The organism is Burkholderia sp. AU27893, assembly GCF_002223205.1.
In the GTDB taxonomy this organism is placed as follows: Bacteria; Pseudomonadota; Gammaproteobacteria; order Burkholderiales; family Burkholderiaceae; genus Burkholderia.
In genome coordinates, this window is the sequence record NZ_NKFD01000001.1 from 695,722 (window position 1) to 713,227 (window position 17,506).

At 68.3% G+C, this 17,506-nt stretch carries 17 protein-coding genes; 5 read left to right on the top strand and 12 right to left on the bottom strand.

From position 1 onward, the window contains the following. Window positions 1-8 precede the first annotated feature (8 nt). The gene (erpA, locus tag CFB47_RS03290) at window positions 9-380 is read left to right on the top strand and encodes an iron-sulfur cluster insertion protein ErpA (RefSeq protein WP_011350956.1); all 372 of its coding nucleotides are present in this window, start codon (window positions 9-11) and stop codon (window positions 378-380) included. A gap of 114 nt (window positions 381-494) precedes the next feature. Here the strand turns inward: erpA and CFB47_RS03295 are convergent, their stop codons facing one another. Continuing rightward, window positions 495-1,643 carry an anhydro-N-acetylmuramic acid kinase gene (locus tag CFB47_RS03295; RefSeq protein WP_089460421.1) on the bottom strand — a complete coding sequence of 383 codons (1,149 nt, stop codon included), beginning with the start codon at window positions 1,641-1,643 and terminating at the stop codon, window positions 495-497. Window positions 1,644-1,785: 142 nt separating this feature from the next. Here CFB47_RS03295 and tyrS point away from each other — a divergent pair, with 142 nt between their 5' ends. The 3 genes from tyrS to CFB47_RS03310 are packed head-to-tail and all read left to right on the top strand — an operon-like array spanning window position 1,786 to window position 4,168. Next, window positions 1,786-3,027 carry a tyrosine--tRNA ligase gene (tyrS, locus tag CFB47_RS03300; RefSeq protein WP_089439239.1) on the top strand — a complete coding sequence of 414 codons (1,242 nt, stop codon included), beginning with the start codon at window positions 1,786-1,788 and terminating at the stop codon, window positions 3,025-3,027. After that, window positions 3,024-3,482, top strand: coding sequence for a D-aminoacyl-tRNA deacylase (gene dtd, locus CFB47_RS03305; RefSeq protein ID WP_011350959.1), 459 nt, complete (start codon window positions 3,024-3,026; stop codon window positions 3,480-3,482). Before tyrS ends, dtd begins: the two co-directional genes overlap by 4 nt. A gap of 23 nt (window positions 3,483-3,505) precedes the next feature. Then, window positions 3,506-4,168, top strand: coding sequence for a histidine phosphatase family protein (locus CFB47_RS03310; protein WP_089460422.1), 663 nt, complete (start codon window positions 3,506-3,508; stop codon window positions 4,166-4,168). 61 nt (window positions 4,169-4,229) lie between these two features. Here the strand turns inward: CFB47_RS03310 and CFB47_RS03315 are convergent, their stop codons facing one another. The 10 genes from CFB47_RS03315 to CFB47_RS03360 form a co-directional block, all read right to left on the bottom strand. Further along, a complete protein-coding gene (locus tag CFB47_RS03315; protein WP_373453130.1) occupies window positions 4,230-5,366 on the bottom strand; it encodes a ParB/Srx family N-terminal domain-containing protein in 1,137 nt (378 codons plus the stop codon). 143 nt (window positions 5,367-5,509) lie between these two features. Continuing rightward, window positions 5,510-6,463 (bottom strand): oxygenase MpaB family protein, encoded by a 954-nt coding sequence (locus tag CFB47_RS03320; RefSeq protein ID WP_089460423.1) that lies wholly within the window; start codon window positions 6,461-6,463, stop codon window positions 5,510-5,512. A gap of 24 nt (window positions 6,464-6,487) precedes the next feature. Further along, the gene (gene ruvB, locus CFB47_RS03325; protein WP_089430607.1) at window positions 6,488-7,558 is read right to left on the bottom strand and encodes a Holliday junction branch migration DNA helicase RuvB; all 1,071 of its coding nucleotides are present in this window, start codon (window positions 7,556-7,558) and stop codon (window positions 6,488-6,490) included. Between the two features lie 119 nt (window positions 7,559-7,677). Further along, the gene (gene ruvA / locus CFB47_RS03330; RefSeq protein ID WP_089439242.1) at window positions 7,678-8,259 is read right to left on the bottom strand and encodes a Holliday junction branch migration protein RuvA; all 582 of its coding nucleotides are present in this window, start codon (window positions 8,257-8,259) and stop codon (window positions 7,678-7,680) included. A 192-nt stretch (window positions 8,260-8,451) separates the two neighbouring features. Continuing rightward, on the bottom strand, window positions 8,452-8,994 hold the full coding sequence (gene ruvC / locus CFB47_RS03335) for a crossover junction endodeoxyribonuclease RuvC (protein ID WP_039361444.1): 543 nt from the start codon (window positions 8,992-8,994) through the stop codon (window positions 8,452-8,454). A 150-nt stretch (window positions 8,995-9,144) separates the two neighbouring features. Next, the gene (gene purH / locus CFB47_RS03340; RefSeq protein WP_089460424.1) at window positions 9,145-10,710 is read right to left on the bottom strand and encodes a bifunctional phosphoribosylaminoimidazolecarboxamide formyltransferase/IMP cyclohydrolase; all 1,566 of its coding nucleotides are present in this window, start codon (window positions 10,708-10,710) and stop codon (window positions 9,145-9,147) included. A gap of 44 nt (window positions 10,711-10,754) precedes the next feature. Then, window positions 10,755-10,988: a Fis family transcriptional regulator gene (locus CFB47_RS03345; protein WP_006476892.1), complete on the bottom strand. Its 234-nt coding sequence runs from the start codon at window positions 10,986-10,988 to the stop codon at window positions 10,755-10,757. Then, a complete protein-coding gene (dusB, locus tag CFB47_RS03350) occupies window positions 10,985-12,052 on the bottom strand; it encodes a tRNA dihydrouridine synthase DusB (protein WP_006497523.1) in 1,068 nt (355 codons plus the stop codon). The genes CFB47_RS03345 and dusB overlap by 4 nt, the downstream gene beginning before the upstream one ends. Before the next feature lie 124 nt (window positions 12,053-12,176). After that, window positions 12,177-13,364, bottom strand: a complete 1,188-nt coding sequence (locus tag CFB47_RS03355) for a UbiH/UbiF/VisC/COQ6 family ubiquinone biosynthesis hydroxylase (RefSeq protein WP_089455591.1) — start codon at window positions 13,362-13,364, stop codon at window positions 12,177-12,179. Between the two features lie 40 nt (window positions 13,365-13,404). Continuing rightward, window positions 13,405-14,790 carry an aminopeptidase P N-terminal domain-containing protein gene (locus CFB47_RS03360; protein WP_089439244.1) on the bottom strand — a complete coding sequence of 462 codons (1,386 nt, stop codon included), beginning with the start codon at window positions 14,788-14,790 and terminating at the stop codon, window positions 13,405-13,407. Window positions 14,791-14,975: 185 nt separating this feature from the next. On the opposite strand from CFB47_RS03360, the gene CFB47_RS03370 reads away from it, so the two are divergent. Then, on the top strand, window positions 14,976-15,590 hold the full coding sequence (locus CFB47_RS03370) for a glutathione S-transferase family protein (protein ID WP_089455593.1): 615 nt from the start codon (window positions 14,976-14,978) through the stop codon (window positions 15,588-15,590). A gap of 112 nt (window positions 15,591-15,702) precedes the next feature. On the opposite strand, the gene CFB47_RS03375 is transcribed toward CFB47_RS03370, so the two are convergent. Beyond that, the gene (locus CFB47_RS03375; RefSeq protein WP_039361434.1) at window positions 15,703-17,322 is read right to left on the bottom strand and encodes an FMN-binding glutamate synthase family protein; all 1,620 of its coding nucleotides are present in this window, start codon (window positions 17,320-17,322) and stop codon (window positions 15,703-15,705) included. Window positions 17,323-17,506 lie beyond the last annotated feature (184 nt).

The window sequence follows — 17,506 nt, forward strand, 5'->3', positions numbered from 1 at the left end:
AGTTCGCAATGAACGCTGTTACCGAATCCGCAGCAACGACGGCCGAAATGCCGGTTCCGTTCGTCTTCACCGACGCCGCGGCCGACAAGGTCAAGCAACTGATCGACGAAGAGGGCAATCCCGACCTGAAGCTGCGCGTGTTCGTGCAGGGCGGCGGCTGCTCCGGCTTCCAGTATGGCTTCACGTTCGACGAGGAAGTCAACGAGGACGACACCGTGATGAACAAGAACGGCGTCCAGCTCCTGATCGACTCGATGAGCTACCAGTACCTGGTCGGCGCCGAGATCGACTACAAGGACGACCTCAACGGCGCCCAGTTCGTGATCAAGAACCCGAATGCGAGCACCACCTGCGGGTGCGGCTCGTCGTTCTCGGTCTGAGCACACGGCAGATCCGATCCGGTTCGCCGGAATGAAAAACGGGGCTTCATGCCCCGTTTTTTTCATACCCGTTCGCGTTGGCGGTGCGGCGCCCGCCGTGCGGCAGGCGCGGCGTCAGCGCGGATAGAGCGCGCCTAGCACGCGGTTGCCGGCTGCGCCCGTGACGGTCGCGAGATTGCCGGGCTGGCGCGCGGTGAAGCGGTACGCGAGCCACGCGAATGCGAGCGCCTCGACCTGCTGCGGCGGCACGCCGAGCGCGGCCGTCGTATCGACCGTGGCCGGCACGCCGGCCTCGCGCAGTGCGTCCCGGAGGGCGTCGAGCAGCACCGGATTGCGTGCGCCGCCGCCGCAGACGAACACGGCCTTGCAGCCCGCTGCGTGCTGCGCGATCTCGCGTGCGACCGACATGGCCGTGAGCGCGGTAAGGGTCGCCTGCACGTCCTCAGGCGTGACCTGCGCGAACGCGCTGAGCTTCGCGTCGAGCCATGCCGGATTGAACAGGTCGCGCCCGGTGCTTTTCGGCGGCGGGGCGGCGAAATACTGCTCGTCGAGCAGCGCGTCGAGCAGCGGTGCGTGGACGGTGCCGCGCGCGGCGAACTTGCCGCCGTCGTCGTACGGCTTGCCGAGATGGCGGGTCGCCCATTCGTCGAGCAGCGCGTTCGCGGGGCCGCAGTCGAAGCCGCGCACGTCGCCGCCTTCGCCGGGCAGGATCGTGATGTTGCTGATCCCGCCGAGATTGCAGACGACACGCGTTTCACCCGGCGCGCCGAACACCGTCGCGTGGAAGGCCGGCGCGAGCGGCGCGCCATGGCCGCCCGCGGCGACGTCGCGGCTGCGGAAATCGGCGATCACGTCGAGCTGGGTCAGCTCGGCGAGCAGCGCCGGGTTGTTGATCTGCCGCGTATAGCCGCGCTCGGGGCGATGGCGCACGGTCTGGCCGTGCACGCCGATCGCGCGGATCTCGTCACGCGACAGCCCGGCCGTGCGCTGCAATTCGTGGCAGCACACCGCATAGCGCGCGACCAGCGCGTTCGCCGCGAGCGATTCGCGGTCGATTTCATCGTGGCCGGGCTGCTGCAGCGCGAACAGGGCGTCACGCAGCGATTGCGCGAAGCCGACGAACGCTTCCGCGAGCACGACCGGCGCACGGCCGGCCTCGAAGCGCACGGCGACGCCATCGACGCCGTCCATGCTGGTTCCCGACATCAGCCCGAAGTAGATGCCGTCGGCCGGATGGGCGTGTTGCGGCTGTCGTTGCGGCACGTTGGGTCCTCCTGGATCGTGCGGCGCGGGCCGGTGCCGCGCGCCTTGCGCCCGATTATCCGCGCAACGTGACGCGCCGTTAAGCGATGGGCGCGCAAGTTATGGGAAAATCCCTGTTTTTGCGACATTCTTCCTGGCACCGATGAGCACCGAACCCAGTTCCAAGCCTGTTTTCCCGATCACCGACGAAGTCCGGCATGCGCTCGCCGTCACGAAGCGCGGCGTCGACGAGCTGCTGGTCGAGGAAGAGTTCGCGCAGAAGCTCGCACGCAGCGCGGCGACGGGCACGCCGCTTCGCATCAAGCTCGGCCTCGACCCGACCGCGCCCGATATCCACATCGGCCATACGGTCGTGCTGAACAAGATGCGCCAGCTGCAGGATCTTGGCCACACGGTCATCTTCCTGATCGGCGATTTCACGTCGCTGATCGGCGATCCGTCGGGCCGCAACGCGACGCGCCCGCCGCTCACGCGCGAACAGATCGAGTCGAACGCGAAGACCTACTTCGAGCAGGCCGCGCTCGTGCTCGACCGCGACAAGACCGAAATCCGCTACAACAGCGAATGGTCGATGCCGCTCGGCGCGGACGGGATGATCAAGCTCGCGTCGCGCTACACGGTCGCGCGGATCCTCGAGCGCGAAGATTTCACGAAGCGCTTCCAGGGCGGCGTGCCGATCTCGATCCACGAATTCCTGTACCCGCTGATGCAGGGCTACGACTCGGTCGCGCTGAACGCCGACCTCGAGCTTGGCGGCACCGACCAGAAGTTCAACCTGCTGGTCGGCCGCGAACTGCAGAAGCAGTACGGCCAGGAACAGCAGTGCATTCTCACGATGCCGCTGCTCGAAGGCCTCGACGGCGTCGAGAAGATGTCGAAGTCGAAGGGCAACTACGTCGGCATCAGCGAGCAGCCGAACGACATGTTCGGCAAGCTGATGAGCATCTCAGACACGCTGATGTGGCGTTACTTCGAGCTGCTGTCGTTCCGTCCGATGGACGAGATCGACGGCTTCAAGCGCGAGATCGAAGGCGGCCGCAACCCGCGCGACTTCAAGGTGCTGCTCGCGCAGGAAATCGTCGCGCGCTTCCACTCGCAGGCCGATGCCGAGCGTGCGCTCGAGGACTTCAACCACCGTGCGAAGGGCGGCGTGCCGGACGACATTCCGTCGGTCACGCTCGCGGGCGCGCCGCTCGCGATCGGCCAATTGCTGAAGCAGGCCGGCCTCGTGCCGTCTACGAGCGAGGCGCTGCGCAACATCGAGCAGGGCGGCGTGAAGATCGATGGCGCGACCGTGTCGGACAAGGGCCTGAAGGTCGAAGCCGGCGAGTTCGTCGTGCAGGTCGGCAAGCGCCGCTTCGCACGCGTCACGCTCACGGCATGATCGCGCTGATCCAGCGCGTGAAGCGCGCCGACGTGCGCGTCGGCGATCGCACGACGGGCGAGATCGGCGCGGGCCTGCTCGCGCTGGTCTGCGCGGAGCGCGGCGACACCGACGCAGCGGCCGACAAGCTGCTCGCGAAGATGCTCGGCTACCGCGTGTTCAGCGACGCCGCCGGCAAGATGAACCTGCCGGTGTCGAATATCGACGGCGAAGGCCGTGCGGGCGGCCTGCTGCTCGTGTCGCAGTTCACGCTGGCGGCCGATACCAACAGCGGGCTGCGTCCGAGCTTCACGCCGGCCGCGCCGCCCGACGAAGGCGCGCGGCTGTTCGACTATTTCGTGGCGGCCGCGCGGGCGCGCCATCCGGTCGTCGAGACGGGCGAGTTCGGCGCCGACATGCAGGTGTCGCTCGTCAATGACGGCCCCGTGACCTTCTGGCTGCAAGTGCGGCCCTGATTCTTCCCCGGAGACGCACCGCGATGGCCACCACGCAGATTCTTTTCATCCGCCATGGCGAGACGGCCTGGAATCGCATCAAGCGCATCCAGGGTCATATCGACATCCCGCTGGCCGAAACGGGCCTCGAGCAGGCACAAAAGCTGGCCGTACGGCTCGCACGCGACGCGCGTGACGGTGCACGGCTCGACGCGATCTATTCGAGCGACTTGTTGCGTGCGCAGCAGACCGCGCAGCCGTTCGCCGACGCGCTCGGGCTTACGCCGCGGCTGCGGGAAGGGCTGCGCGAGCGCTCGTACGGCCAGTTTCAGGGGCACGATAGCGCCGAGATCGAGACGTTGTTCCCCGACGCGTACGCGGCCTGGCAGACGCGCGACCCCGGCTTCGCGCCGGAGGGCGGCGAGTCGCAGCGCGAGTTCTACCACCGCGTGCTGCATGCGCTCGAACCGATCGTCGCCGAGCATCCGGGTGGCCGGATCGCGTGCGTCGCGCATGGTGGCGTGCTCGACTGCGTCTATCGTTTCGCGAACGGCATCGAGCTGTCGGCGCCGCGCAATTATCAGCTGCTCAACACGAGCATCAACGTCGTCGATTACGTCGATGGCCGCGCGCAGGTCGTGCAGTGGGCCGACGTGTCGCACCTGGACGCCGCGAGCGACGACGACGGGTACCGCAAGGTGCTCTGAGCCGGCAGGCCCCGTCCGGCATCGCCGGCCGGGAGTTCCTTCCTGCGTGGTGCCGGCTTGCTTACTGCGGCAGCGCGTGGCGCGTCTTGTAGTCGAGCGCGTACGCGATCTTGCCGGGCTTGTCCGCCGTGATCGGCTGGCGTAGCTTGTCGAATTCCCCCTTGTTGTATTTCTTCCCGCCGTTGATCGCGTCCGCGCGCCCGAGGTCGGCGCCCGTCTTGCCGTCGAGCACCGGGTCCGTGGCCGCGACCATGCGCGTCGACGCATTCCAGACCGCGTTCAGGTAGCCGGTGTCGGCCTTCGCCGGATCCGGGTCGGTCGTGCCGGCGCGCGTCAGGTCATAGCCGGCGAGCGCGAACGTGCCCGGTTGCGCGCGCAGCCAGTCGGCCCAGTAGAACTCGAGATAGTCGGTGGCTTGTGCGGGCTTGCTGTAGCCGATATCACGCGTGAAATAGACGAGCGAGCGGTAGCGATCGTTCGTCATCCCGAGTTTCAGGCCGAGCCCGGTCGGCAATTGCGCGGTCGTGATCGACTTGCCTTCGCCATTCTTGAGGCGCAGATAGCCGCGGCTCTGCATCTGCTGCCAGAACGCGTCGCCCGAGTAGTCGCTGAGGTTGTCCTTGACGACGACGTGCACGTGCAGCGCGGGGCCGCCGTCGGGCGTCTCGTAGTAGGTCGACAGGCCGTGGTGGCCGTCGGTCAGGTACAGCGCATCGCCGTTCGGGCCGATCACGACCGGGTTCAGCACCGAGCGGTCGCGGGCGTTCGCGTCGGTCGTCGTGCACGTGTAGCTCGCGGGCTCGCGCAGCACCGACTTGGCCGTGTAGCCGCTCGACGCGACGCCGCCGAGGCCTTCGTCCGCGCAGAAGTCGTCGAATTTCTTGTCGGGCTGCAGTTCGTAGCGGCCGAGCTTGTAATAGATCTGGTCGTAGCCGATCGCGCCTTGCGTCGGATGGAGATCGCCCAGCGTCACGTCGATCAGGTCGCCCGCGCGCGCGGCCTTCCACTTGCCCGGTTGCGGCGTGACGGTGGCGGGCGGCGTCGGGGCAGGCGTGGTCGGGGTGCCGCCGGACGGCGTTTGCGCGTCCGAACGGGCGACGGCGGTGACATCGTCGCCTCCGCAGGCGGTGAGGGCGAAGACGGTGGACAGGCTGGCGGCAAGGGCGAATCGGATCGGCAGGCGTGGCATCGCGGGCATCGGGTGTCGGTCGGGTGGGCGGGACACCGCGCAGGTCTCGGACGGGCGGCACGTCTGGCCCGTGCAACCGTGCACGGGTGCAAGCACGTCAGCTTGTCACAGGTATTTGACAGTAAATTGAAATGATAAGAGGAAGCGAATCGTCAGACAGGCGGGGTGCTGTCGGGCGGTGTCGCAGTGGCGCGGCGGCGCGCACGTTTTGATGCGCCGTTCACGAGCGCCCAGCGCAGCACGGGCGCGACGACCCGGATGCCGGGCCGCACCACCGCGCGGCGCAGCGGCGCGAACGCCGACACGCCGAGCATGCGTTGCGCCCACGGCGGCAGCAGGTCGATGCCCGCGTGCATCACCAGCGACGCGGCCGGCCGCAGCGCGGGCTTCGCGACCGGCACGTTCAGCAGGATGGACATCACGTCGAACGTGCGTGGCCCGGCCTCGAGCTCGGGCTGCATGCGCGCGAGATAGGCAGCCACCTCGGCACGCGAACGGGGCACCTCGTGTGCGCCGAGCAGCTCGGCGACCAAGGCCGTTTCGGCGTAGTAGCGGTCCTGCAACTCGCCCGGCAGCGCGGGATTCACATAGCGCAGGTGCGCGGCGAGGAAACTCGACACTTCCGCGACATGCACCCAGGTCAGCAACGCCGGATCGTCGGCGCGATACGGGCGGCCGTCCGGCGCGGTGCCCGAGATGTGTGCGTGGATCGATTTCACGCGCTCGATCAGCGCAAGTGCGTCCGCGCGACTGCCGAACGTCGTACCGGTGATGAACGTGGCGGTGCGTCGCAAGCGGCCGAGGATGTCGGTGCGGAACGACGAGTGATCCCAGACGCCCGCGAGCGCGAGCGGGTGAAGCGCCTGCAGCAGCAGCGCCGCGATGCCGCCCGTCATCATCGACGTGAAGTCGGCGTGCACGCGCCAGCAGATGGCCTCGGGACCGAACAGCCCGGGGTCGCCGGGCGGCGAAGAGAGGTCGAGTGACGGGCCGCCGCCGCCCGCTGTCAGGTGCGTGACGCCGGCCACGAGCCGCTTGCGGATCGGCTCGGCCCAGCGCGGGCCCGGTGCGGGTGCGACGGGGCGGGAGCTGGGTGGCGTCGTCATGGCGGGGACGGCTCGGGCGACGGGTTACTTCCCGTCGGGGGTATCCCACTCGCCGCGTTCGGTGCGGCCGGTGTCGGGCACGGAAAGCCCGAAGTGGCGATACGTGAGCAGCGTCGCGACGCGCCCGCGCGGCGTGCGCTGCAGGAAGCCCTGCTGGATCAGGTACGGCTCGAGTACGTCCTCGATCGTGTCGCGCTCTTCGCCGATCGCCGCCGCGAGGTTGTCGATACCGACCGGGCCGCCGTCGAACTTGTACAGGATCGCCTCGAGCAGCTTGCGGTCCATCAGGTCGAAGCCGACCGGATCGACGTCGAGCATCGCGAGCGCGGCATCGGCGACGGCCGCGGTGATCTGGCCGTCGGCCTTCACTTCCGCGAAGTCGCGCACGCGGCGCAGCAGCCGGTTCGCGATCCGCGGCGTGCCGCGCGAACGCTTCGCGATTTCGAGCGCGCCGTTCGGATCGATCTGCGCGTTCAGCAGCGACGCCGAGCGCCGCACGATGCGCGACAGTTGATCGGCATCGTAGAACTCGAGGCGCGCGACGATGCCGAAACGATCGCGCAGCGGGTTGGTGAGCATCCCGGCGCGGGTGGTGGCGCCGACCAGCGTGAACGGCTGCAGGTCGAGCTTCACGCTGCGCGCGGCCGGCCCTTCGCCGATCATGATGTCGATCTGGTAATCCTCGAGTGCCGGATACAGGATTTCCTCGACGACCGGCGACAGCCGGTGGATCTCGTCGATGAACAGCACGTCGTTCGCTTCGAGGTTCGTCAGCAGCGCGGCGAGATCGCCCGCGCGCTCGAGCACGGGGCCCGACGTCTGGCGCAGGTTCACACCCATCTCCCGCGCGATGATGTGCGCGAGCGTCGTCTTGCCGAGGCCCGGCGGCCCGAACAGCAGCACGTGGTCGAGCGGCTCGGAGCGGCGCTTGGCGGCTTCGATGAAGATCTCGAGCTGGCCGCGCACCTTTTCCTGGCCGACGTAGTCGTCGAGCTGGCGCGGCCGCAGCGCACGTTCGAACACCTCCTCGTGCGACGAGGCGGGCGTGGCGGCGATGATCCGCTGCTCGGTGGCGAGTTTGTCGGTTTCAATCATGCGGCCATTGTACCGCGCGCCGCGGTCCCGCCCACCTGGCCGAACGGCCGACTGGCGAGCGTTGCGCGGCTGCGCGACACTGGCTTCAACGCACCGGTGGGCGGCCCGTCAGGCGGGCGTTACCCCTTCGACAGCGCTTTCAGTGCGAGCTTGATGCCTTCGGATACGCCGGTGCCGGCCGGCACGTTCTTGATCGCGGCAAGCCCTTCCTTTTCGGAATAGCCGAGCGCGAGCAGCGCGTTGAGGATGTCGGTCGCGTGGTCGGACGGCGACGCTGCGCCGGCGAGCGCGCCGAGATCGGCGCCGAGCTTGCCCTTCAATTCGAGCAGCAGGCGTTCGGCCGTCTTCTTGCCGATGCCGGGCAGGCGCGTGAGGCGCGCGGCGTCCTGCATCGTCACGGCCTGCGCGAGCTCCTGCACGCTCATGCCGGACAGCACGGCGAGCGCCATGCGCGCGCCGATGCCGGTGATCTTCAGCAGCTCGCGGAAGGTCGTGCGCTCCTGCGGCGTCAGGAAGCCGTACAGCAGGTGCGCGTCCTCGCGGACGATCTGCTGCGTGAGCAGCACGACGCGCTCGCCCGTTTGCGGCAGGTTGTAGAAGGTGCTCATCGGCACGTCGATTTCGTAGCCGACGCCGTTGCAGTCGACGAGCAGGTGGGGCGGGTTCTTTTCGAGCAGGATGCCGGCGATGCGACCGATCATGGATGGCTTGATGCGAGGAAGAAAGCGCGAGTGTAGCGCACGTGCGGCGCGATGCCGATGGGCGTGGCCGTCAGGCCGAAGCGGCGCGTGTCACGGGCGTGCCGCGTGCGGGTAAAACGGTCAAGGTGGCCGGCGCAGCCAAAGGGGGCAACGCAGTCGAGCCGGCGCGCCGGGCCGCGATGCGCGCCGGTGTCAGCCGACCAGCCGCCCGCGCCGCACGCGCAGCCCTTTCTTCGCGAGCGCCGGCGCGAGGCCGCCGAGCGTGCTGAGCGTATCGCCGCCGTGCGCGTGGCAGATCGCCATGCCGAGCGCGTCGGCCGCGTCGGAGCCCGGTTGTCCCGAGAGGTTGAGCAGCCGCGTGACCATTTCCTGCATCTGCGTCTTGGTCGCGCGGCCGTAGCCGACCACGGCCTGCTTGAGCTGCAGCGCCGTGTATTCGGCGACCGGCAGGCCACCCGCGACGAGGCCGCAGATCGCGGCGCCGCGCGCCTGGCCGAGCAGCAGCGTCGACTGCGGGTTCACGTTGACGAACACCTTTTCGATCGCGGCCTGGTCGGGGGCGTGCTCGCGCACGATGGTCGAGACGCCCTGGAAGATCGTGCCGAGCCGGGTGGCCAGGTCGGCCGTCGGCGTGCGGATCACGCCGCTCGTGACATAGGCGAGCCGGTGGCCGCTGACGTCGATGACGCCGAAGCCGGTGACGCGCAGGCCGGGGTCGATGCCGAGAATTCGCATGAGTGAGGAGAGTGGCGTGATGCAGCGATACTACAACGATTGGTGCGGCAAGCCGGTCGCCCGGTCGTGCGCGAAGGCGCCGCGCAATAAAAAACCCGGCGGGGGGATGCCGCCGGGTTGTCGTGCAGCGGCCGCGCGGGCCGCATGCGATCAGTGACGGAAGTGGCGCACGCCCGTCAGGACCATCGCGATGCCGTGCTCGTCGGCCGCCGCGATCACTTCGTCGTCGCGCATCGAGCCGCCCGGCTGGATCACGCAGGTCGCGCCGGCTGCCACGACGACGTCGAGGCCGTCGCGGAACGGGAAGAACGCATCCGATGCGACTGCCGAACCGGCCAGCGTCAGGCCGGCGTTCTGCGCCTTGATGCTCGCGATGCGCGCGGAATCGACACGGCTCATCTGGCCTGCGCCGACGCCGAGCGTCATGCCGTTGCCGCAGAACACGATCGCGTTCGACTTCACGTACTTCGCGACGCGCCATGCGAACAGCAGGTCGTCCATTTCCTTCGCGGTCGGCTGGCGCTTCGTGACGACGCGCAGCTCGCTCGGTTGCACGTTGCGCGAATCGAGCGACTGCACGAGCAGGCCGCCGCCCACGCGCTTCAGGTCGAATGCGTTATGACCGTCGCCGAGCGCGATCTCGAGCAGGCGCACGTTCTGCTTCGCGGCGAACACCTGCTTCGCGGCGTCGGAGAACGACGGTGCGATCAGCACTTCGACGAACTGCTTCGCGACGGCCTGGGCAGCCGCTTCGTCGACTTCGCGGTTGAACGCGATGATGCCGCCGAATGCCGACGTCGGGTCGGTCTGGAATGCCTTCGCGTATGCGTCGGCTGAATCGTTGCCGACCGCGACGCCGCACGGGTTCGCGTGCTTGATGATCACGCACGCCGGTGCGTCGAACGTCTTCACGCATTCCCACGCCGCGTCGGAATCGGCGATGTTGTTGTACGACAGTTCCTTGCCCTGCAGCTGGCGGTAGTTCGCCAGCGCGCCGGCCGGCGTCGCGAGGTCGCGGTAGAACGCGGCGCTCTGGTGCGGGTTCTCGCCGTAGCGCAGGTCCTGCACCTTGTCGAACGCCAGGTTCAGCGTGGCCGGGTACGCGTTGCGCGACGCGTGCTTCAGCTCGTCGGTCAGGCTCGTCAGGTAGTTCGTGATCGCGCCGTCGTATTGCGCGGTGTGCGCGAACACCTTCGTCGCGAGGCGGAAGTTGGTCGCGTAGCCGACCGCATTGCCGTTCGCCTTCATTTCATCGAGCACGACCGCGTAGTCGGCCGGATCGACGACGACCGTCACGTCGCGGTGGTTCTTCGCGGCCGAGCGCAGCATCGTCGGGCCGCCGATGTCGATGTTCTCGATCGCGTCGGCGAGCGTGCAGTCGTCCTTCGCGATCGTCGCGACGAACGGGTACAGGTTCACGACGAGCAGGTCGATCGTCGGGATGCCGTGCTGTTCCAGCGCCTGCATGTGCTCGGGCAGGTCGCGGCGGGCGAGGATGCCGCCGTGCACCTTCGGGTGAAGCGTCTTCACGCGCCCATCGAGCATTTCCGGGAAGCCCGTGTAATCGGCCACTTCGGTCACGGGCAGGCCGGCGTCGGCGAGGAGTTTCGCGGTGCCGCCCGTCGACAGCAGCTTGACGCCGAGGTCGGACAGCGACTTCGCGAAGTCGACGATGCCGGTCTTGTCGGAAACGGAAATGAGCGCTTGCTTGATCATGATGGAACCACCAATAGCCAGGGAAACGGGGACGGGACGGCCGCCTACAGCAGGCCGTGCTGCTGCAGCTTCTTGCGCAGCGTATTGCGATTGATGCCGAGGTACTCCGCGGCGAGCGACTGGTTGCCGCCGGCCTGTACGAGCACGACCTCGAGCATCGGCTTTTCGACGCAGGACATCACCATTTCATAGACGTCGTGCGGATTGGAGCCGTCTAGATCCCGGAAATACACGTCCAGGCTCTCGCGGACACATTGTTCGATGTTGTGCTTGCTCATGCTGCTAACTGGTTATGGTCGTCCGACTCGCCCTGGCCGTTTTCCTCTTCGTCATCGACGTAGACGAGGTGGTCCGACAGCGCCTTTTGCGCCTCGAAGAAGGCATTGACGGCGGCGAGCTGCTCGCGGGTGGAATCGAGCGTGTTCATCCTGTGCCGGAACCCGTTGGCACCGGAAAGGCCGCGAGTGTACCAGCCGATGTGCTTGCGCGCAGTACGGACTCCCGTGAATTCACCATAGAAAGCGTAGTGGTCTTCCAGGTGTTCGTTCATCACGTGCTGGATCTCGTCGATCCGCGGCGGGGGCAGCAGCTCGCCGGTTTGCAGGAAATGATCGATTTCGCGGAACAGCCAGGGCCGACCTTGCGCGGCACGACCGATCATCAGCGCGTCGGCGCCGGTGGCGTCGAGCACGGCCTTCGCCTTCGCGGGCGACGTGATGTCGCCGTTCGCGACCACCGGAATCCGCACGGCCGCCTTCACGGCCGCGATGGTGTCGTATTCGGCGTCGCCGCGATACAGGTCGGCGCGCGTGCGGCCGTGCACGGTGAGCATCGAGATGCCGGCGGCTTCGGCCAGGCGCGCGACCGTGATCGCGTTCTTGTGCTCGCGATCCCAGCCGGTGCGGATCTTCAGCGTGACGGGCACCGCATCGGGCCCCGTGCCGACCGCCGCGACGACGGCCTCGACGATGCGCTGCACGAGCGGCTCGTTCTGCAGCAGCGCGGAGCCGGCCGCGACGTTGCAAACCTTCTTCGCCGGGCAGCCCATGTTGATGTCGATGATCTGCGCACCGTTGTCGACGTTGTAGCGGGCCGCTTCGGCCATCATCGCGGGATCGGCGCCGGCGATCTGGACCGCAATCGGTTCCACCTCGCCTTCGTGGTTCGCGCGCCGCATCGTCTTCGCGCTCTTCCACAGCTGCGCGTTGGACGCGACCATCTCGGACACGGCGTAACCGGCGCCCAGCCGCTTGCAGAGCTGGCGGAACGGACGATCCGTCACGCCGGCCATCGGGGCGACGAACAGGTTGTTACGCAATACGTGAGGGCCGATAACGGGCATCGCAATGGCACCGCCCGCGGCGGGCGCGGGCAGGGAAAGGGCAGAGGGAAACGCGCATTTTACCGTATTCCCATGCCCCGCCGATTTGACCCGGTTTGAGCGGCGCGACTGGGCGCGCCGCGGGTCAGTTGCGCTGGCCGAACATCATCTGGCGCGCGATCACCTTCTTGAGCGGCGGTACGAACTCGAGCGCGGTGAGCGCCGCGCCGCGCAGCAGCGGGAGCGGGCCCGAGTCGATCGTGAACAGGCGCGCCAGCGTGTCGGTTGCGCCGATCGTGAAGCGCCGGTCGAGTGCGCGGCGCGCGTTGAAGGTGGCGAGCGCGGTGGCTTCGAAGCCTTGCGCGGACAGCGTGTCGACGAGCGTATGCGCATCGCGCAGCCCGAGGTTGAGCCCCTGGCCCGCGACGGGGTGCAGGGTCTGCGCGGCATTGCCGACGATCGCGACGCGGCCGTTGACGAGCGTTTGCGCGGCGGTCAGGCCGAGCGGGAACGAGGCGCGGCCCGCGATCGCGACGAAGGCGCCCATGCGTTCGCCGAATGCGCGGCCGAGCTCGCGCAGGAACGCATCGTCGGGCAGCGCGGCACGGCGCGCCGCTTCGTCGGGCGTGCAGCACCAGACGAGCGCGTACTCGGCCTGGCGCGGCCCGCCGAGCGGCAACAGCGCGAGCGGGCCTTCGTGCGTGAAGCGTTCCCACGCGACGTTCGGGCGCGGCGCGGATACCGTGACCGTGCCGACGATCGCGGTTTGCCCGTAGTCGCGGCGATGTTTGCCGGCGTCGGCCTGCTGTTCGTGGAACAGCCCGCCTTCGGCATTGATGACGACGCGTGCGCGCAGCGTGCGCGCGCCCTGCGGGCCGTCGAGCGTCAGCGTGACGCCGTCGGCATCCTGCTGCGGCGCACGCGCGGTGGTCGACGTGAGCCAGTCGACGCGCGTGCCGCGCACGGCGCCCGCGAGCGCCTGCACGAGCGAGCCGTAACGCACGACATAGCCGAGCGCGGCAACGTCGTGTTCGTCGCGGTCGATCAGCGTGCGGCCGAAATGGCCGCGCTGCGACACGTGGATATGTTCGATCGGCGTCGCGTCGGCGGGCCACGCGAGCGTGTCGAGCAGCACACGGCTGCCGTGCGACACGGCGATCGCGCGCGGATCGTTCGCGCTCGCGGCCGGTTCGCGTGCATCGAGCAGTGCGATCGATGCGTGCTGCGTGGCGCTGCGGCGCGCGAGCCAGCCGGCGAGCGCGAGCCCGACGGGGCCCGCGCCGACGATGGCGAGATCGTAGTCCGGCGTGGCCGGGGAGGAGGCGGTCGTCATCTTGATTCGTGAAACGGAGGTAACGGTCGGCGGCAGCCGGTCATGCGCCCGCGCGCATCAGCGCTTCGATCTCGTCCGCCGCGACGGGTACGCCGCGCGTGATCAGCTCGCAGCCGTGCTCGCGCACGATCGCGTCGTCCTCGATGCGGATGCCGATGTTCCAGTACTCGGGCGGCACGTCGTCGGCGGCGCGCACGTACAGGCCGGGCTCGATCGTCAGCGTCATGCCGGCTTTCAGCGTGCGCCACGGCAGCGCGCCGTTGCCGTCACGCTCGGCGAGCCGCTCGCGGTAGTCGCCGCAATCGTGCACGTCCATGCCGATCCAGTGGCCGGTGCGATGCATGTAGAAGCGTGCGTAGGCGCGCTCGGCGATCACGTCGTCGACGGTCGAGAAGCGCGTTTTCGGGAGGATGCCGGTGTCGAGCAGCCCCTGCGCGAGCACGCGCACGGCGGCGTCGTGCGGCGCCTCGAACGGCACGCCGGCGCGCGTCGCGTCGATCGCGGCCTGCTGCGCGGCGAGCACGATGTCGTACAGCGTGCGCTGCGCGGGCGAGAAGCGCCCGTTGGCCGGGAACGTGCGCGTGATGTCCGACGCGTAGCCGTCGAGTTCGCACGCGGCGTCGATCAGGATCAGGTCGCCATCTTTCGCGGCCGCGTTGCCGGCCGGGTAGTGCAGCACGCACGCGTTCGCGCCGGCCGCGACGATCGAGCCGTACGCGGGCGACTGCGCGCCGTGCTTGCGGAACACATACAGCAATTCGGCTTCGAGTTCGTATTCGCGGATACCGGGGCGGCACGCCTGCATCGCGCGGCGGTGCGCAAGGGCGGAGATGTGCGCGGCGCGCATCATGATCGCGAGCTCGTGCTCGTCCTTCACGAGCCGCATGTCGTCGAGCAGCGGCGTGAGGTCGAGCATCGCGTCCGGCGCGGCGACGCCCGTGCGCGCCAGCGCGCGCACCGCGTCGAGCCAGCCCGCGAGCCGGCGCTCGAAGTCGGCCGATGCGCCGAACCGGTAGTGCACGGTGCCCGCGTCGGCGAGCAGCCGCGGCATCTCGGTATCGATCACGTCGACCGCGAATGCCGCGTCGAAGCCGAACGCGTCGCGCGCGGCTTCGGGCCCGTAATGGAAGCCTTCCCAGATTTCGCGGTCGGCATTCTTGCCGCGGCAGAACAGGATCGACTCCGGCGCGCCGTGCGGTGCGGCCGCGTTCAGCACGAGCACGGCATCCGGCTCGCTGAAGCCCGTCAGGTAGTGGAAGTAGCTGTCGAACCGGTACGGATAGTCCGTATCGCGGTTGCGCGGCACTTCCGGCGCGGTGGGGACGATGGCGACGCCGCCGCCAGCGGCACGCAGTGCGGCAAGCACGCGTTCACGGCGCTGGCGGTAGACGTCGACGGCGATGGCGGTATCGAGGGGCGCGTTCATTCGTGCGATTGTAGCGCCGCGGGACGCCATGCGTGAGAGAGGGGGGCGGGAAGCCGCCCCGGAAGGCCCGCGCGGCGGTTGTTGCAAACCATCCACAGGCCGTCCGGGCGATTTTCTGTCGCGCGACGCCGGCCGGTTATGATCGGCGACAACGTATACTCTCGGCGGTTCCCTTAAAAAGGCAGATGATGAAATTAATCGGTTCGCTCAGCAGCCCGTACGTCCGCAAGGCGCGGATCGTGCTGGCTGAAAAGAAGATCGACTACAAGCTGGAGCTCGAGAACGTGTGGGCGCCGGAGACGGATATTCATGCGTCGAATCCGCTCGGCAAGGTCCCGTGCCTCGTGATGGAAGATGGTGCCGCGGTGTTCGATTCCCGCGTGATCTGCGAATACGTCGATACGCTGTCGCCGGTCGGCAAGCTGATTCCGCCGTCGGGCCGCGAGCGCCTCGAGGTGCGGTGCTGGGAAGCGCTGGGCGACGGCGTGATCGACGCGGCGGTTACGATTCGCGTCGAACATACGATGCGTGACGAGGCGCAGCGCAGCGCGAGCTGGATCGCGCGCCAGCAACGCAAGATCGACGACGGCCTCGTCGCGATGTCGCAGGGCCTCGGCGGCAAGACGTGGTGCGTCGGTAATCATTACACGCTCGCCGACATCGCACTCGGCTGCGCGCTCGGCTATCTCGACTTCCGGATGCCCGAGCTCAACTGGCGCGATCGCCACCCGAACCTCGACAAGCACTTCGCGAAGCTGCTGCAGCGGCCGTCGTTCGCCGATACGCTGCCGCAAAACTGAACCGCACGCGACGCATTCACGCGTTTCACGCATTCGGCAGACAAAAGAAAAGCGCCCCGCGGGGCGCTTTTCTTTTTGCCGGGCCGCCCCGCAGCGGGGGCGGTGGCCCGCGTCATTCGATCGACGCGTACACGGCTTCGCCGAGCGTGAACGAATCGCTGCGCGCAATCGGCCACCACTTGTCGTACAGCGAGAAGCCGCAGGTCTGGCCGTCGAGCAGCGCGCCGGGCTTCAGGTACTTCAGCAACTGCGACATCAGCCGCACTTCATGCGGCGCGACCCGCTGCACGATGTGATGCGCGCGCAGCTCGGACGGATGCGCGAGGCCGGCTGCCTGCACGAGTTCCTGCAACGCATGCAGCGTATTGCGGTGGAAGTTGTACACGCGTTCGGCCTTGTCGGGCACGACGAGCGCGCGCTGGCGCACCGGGTCCTGCGTCGCGACGCCGGTCGGGCAGCGATCGGTGTGGCAGTGCTGCGCCTGGATACAGCCGACCGCGAACATGAAGCCGCGCGCCGAGTTCACCCAGTCCGCGCCGATCGCGAGCGTACGCGCGATATCGAACGCGGTGATGATCTTGCCGCTCGCGCCGAGCTTCACGCGATCGCGCACGCCGATCCCGACGAGCGTGTTGTGCACGAGCAGCAGCCCTTCCTGCAGCGGTACGCCGACGTGGTCGGTGAATTCGAGCGGCGCCGCGCCCGTGCCGCCTTCCGCGCCGTCGACGACGATGAAGTCCGGCACGATGCCGGTTTCGAGCATCGCCTTCGCGATCCCGAAGAATTCCCACGGATGGCCGATGCACAGCTTGAAGCCGGTCGGCTTGCCGCCCGACAGCGTGCGCAGCCGTTCGACGAATTCGAGCAGCCCGCGCGGCGTCGAGAACTCCGAATGCGTCGCGGGCGAGATGCAGTCCTTGCCCATCGGCACGCCGCGCGTCTCGGCGATTTCCGGCGTGATCTTCGCGGCCGGCAGCACGCCGCCGTGGCCGGGCTTCGCGCCCTGCGACAGCTTCACCTCGATCATCTTGACCTGCGGATCGGCGGCCTGCTTCGCGAACTTGTCGGGGTTGAAGGTGCCGTCGTCGTTGCGGCAGCCGAAGTAGCCGGACGCGATTTCCCAGATGATGTCGCCGCCATTCTCGCGGTGGTACTTCGACAGCGAGCCTTCGCCCGTGTCGTGCGCGAAACCGCCTTTCTTCGCGCCGAGGTTCAGCGAGCGGATCGCGTTCGCGGACAGCGAGCCGAAGCTCATCGCCGAGATGTTGAAGATCGAAATGTCGTACGGTTGCGCGCGGTTCGCGCCGACGCGGATGCGGAAATCGTGGTTCGGCAGCTTCGTCGGCGCGAGCGAGTGGCTGATCCATTCGTGCGCGACGGCCTTCACGTTCAGCTCGGTGCCGTACGGGCGGTTGTCGGCGACGTTCTTCGCGCGCTGGTAGACGAGGCTGCGCTGCGCGCGCGAGAACGGCTTCTCGTCGGTGTCGTCCTCGACGAAGTACTGGCGGATTTCAGGTCGGATGAATTCGAACAGGAAGCGGAAGTGGCCCCAGAGCGGGTAGTTGCGCAGGATCGCGTGGCGGTCCTGCTTCAGGTCGTACAGGCCGAGCGCGACGAGGGCGGCCGGGATCACGAGCCACAGCCACGCGATCGTGTGCCGGGCGGCGAGCGCCGCGACGGCCACGAACAGCAGGACCGCGCACCACATCGCGATATAGCGTCGGGAAAACATGGGGACTCCATCGTAATTGTCTGGATGGCCGTCACGTCGCCAGGATCGCGCGGCGGCCGGCAGGTCGGCGCCCGAGGCATCGCGCAGGCCCGGCGGGCATGCTGCCCGTGCCGTACCCGCCGCCGCCGGCGCCCACGATGGTCGAGAGTCTACTACGGGTGTCGTGAAGCTCGCGTTGCCGAGC

What these genes read in the sequence shown, in the direction of transcription:
- erpA (WP_011350956.1), top strand. Translation starts at nt 9, where the DNA reads ATGAACGCTGTTACCGAATCCGCAGCAACGACGGCCGAAATGCCGGTT.
- tyrS (WP_089439239.1), top strand. Translation starts at nt 1,786, where the DNA reads ATGAGCACCGAACCCAGTTCCAAGCCTGTTTTCCCGATCACCGACGAA.
- dtd (WP_011350959.1), top strand. Translation starts at nt 3,024, where the DNA reads ATGATCGCGCTGATCCAGCGCGTGAAGCGCGCCGACGTGCGCGTCGGC.
- CFB47_RS03310 (WP_089460422.1), top strand. Translation starts at nt 3,506, where the DNA reads ATGGCCACCACGCAGATTCTTTTCATCCGCCATGGCGAGACGGCCTGG.
- CFB47_RS03315 (WP_373453130.1), bottom strand. Translation starts at nt 5,366, where the DNA reads ATGCCCGCGATGCCACGCCTGCCGATCCGATTCGCCCTTGCCGCCAGC.
- CFB47_RS03320 (WP_089460423.1), bottom strand. Translation starts at nt 6,463, where the DNA reads ATGACGACGCCACCCAGCTCCCGCCCCGTCGCACCCGCACCGGGCCCG.
- ruvB (WP_089430607.1), bottom strand. Translation starts at nt 7,558, where the DNA reads ATGATTGAAACCGACAAACTCGCCACCGAGCAGCGGATCATCGCCGCC.
- ruvA (WP_089439242.1), bottom strand. Translation starts at nt 8,259, where the DNA reads ATGATCGGTCGCATCGCCGGCATCCTGCTCGAAAAGAACCCGCCCCAC.
- ruvC (WP_039361444.1), bottom strand. Translation starts at nt 8,994, where the DNA reads ATGCGAATTCTCGGCATCGACCCCGGCCTGCGCGTCACCGGCTTCGGC.
- purH (WP_089460424.1), bottom strand. Translation starts at nt 10,710, where the DNA reads ATGATCAAGCAAGCGCTCATTTCCGTTTCCGACAAGACCGGCATCGTC.
- CFB47_RS03345 (WP_006476892.1), bottom strand. Translation starts at nt 10,988, where the DNA reads ATGAGCAAGCACAACATCGAACAATGTGTCCGCGAGAGCCTGGACGTG.
- dusB (WP_006497523.1), bottom strand. Translation starts at nt 12,052, where the DNA reads ATGCCCGTTATCGGCCCTCACGTATTGCGTAACAACCTGTTCGTCGCC.
- CFB47_RS03355 (WP_089455591.1), bottom strand. Translation starts at nt 13,364, where the DNA reads ATGACGACCGCCTCCTCCCCGGCCACGCCGGACTACGATCTCGCCATC.
- CFB47_RS03360 (WP_089439244.1), bottom strand. Translation starts at nt 14,790, where the DNA reads ATGAACGCGCCCCTCGATACCGCCATCGCCGTCGACGTCTACCGCCAG.
- CFB47_RS03370 (WP_089455593.1), top strand. Translation starts at nt 14,976, where the DNA reads ATGATGAAATTAATCGGTTCGCTCAGCAGCCCGTACGTCCGCAAGGCG.
- CFB47_RS03375 (WP_039361434.1), bottom strand. Translation starts at nt 17,322, where the DNA reads ATGTTTTCCCGACGCTATATCGCGATGTGGTGCGCGGTCCTGCTGTTC.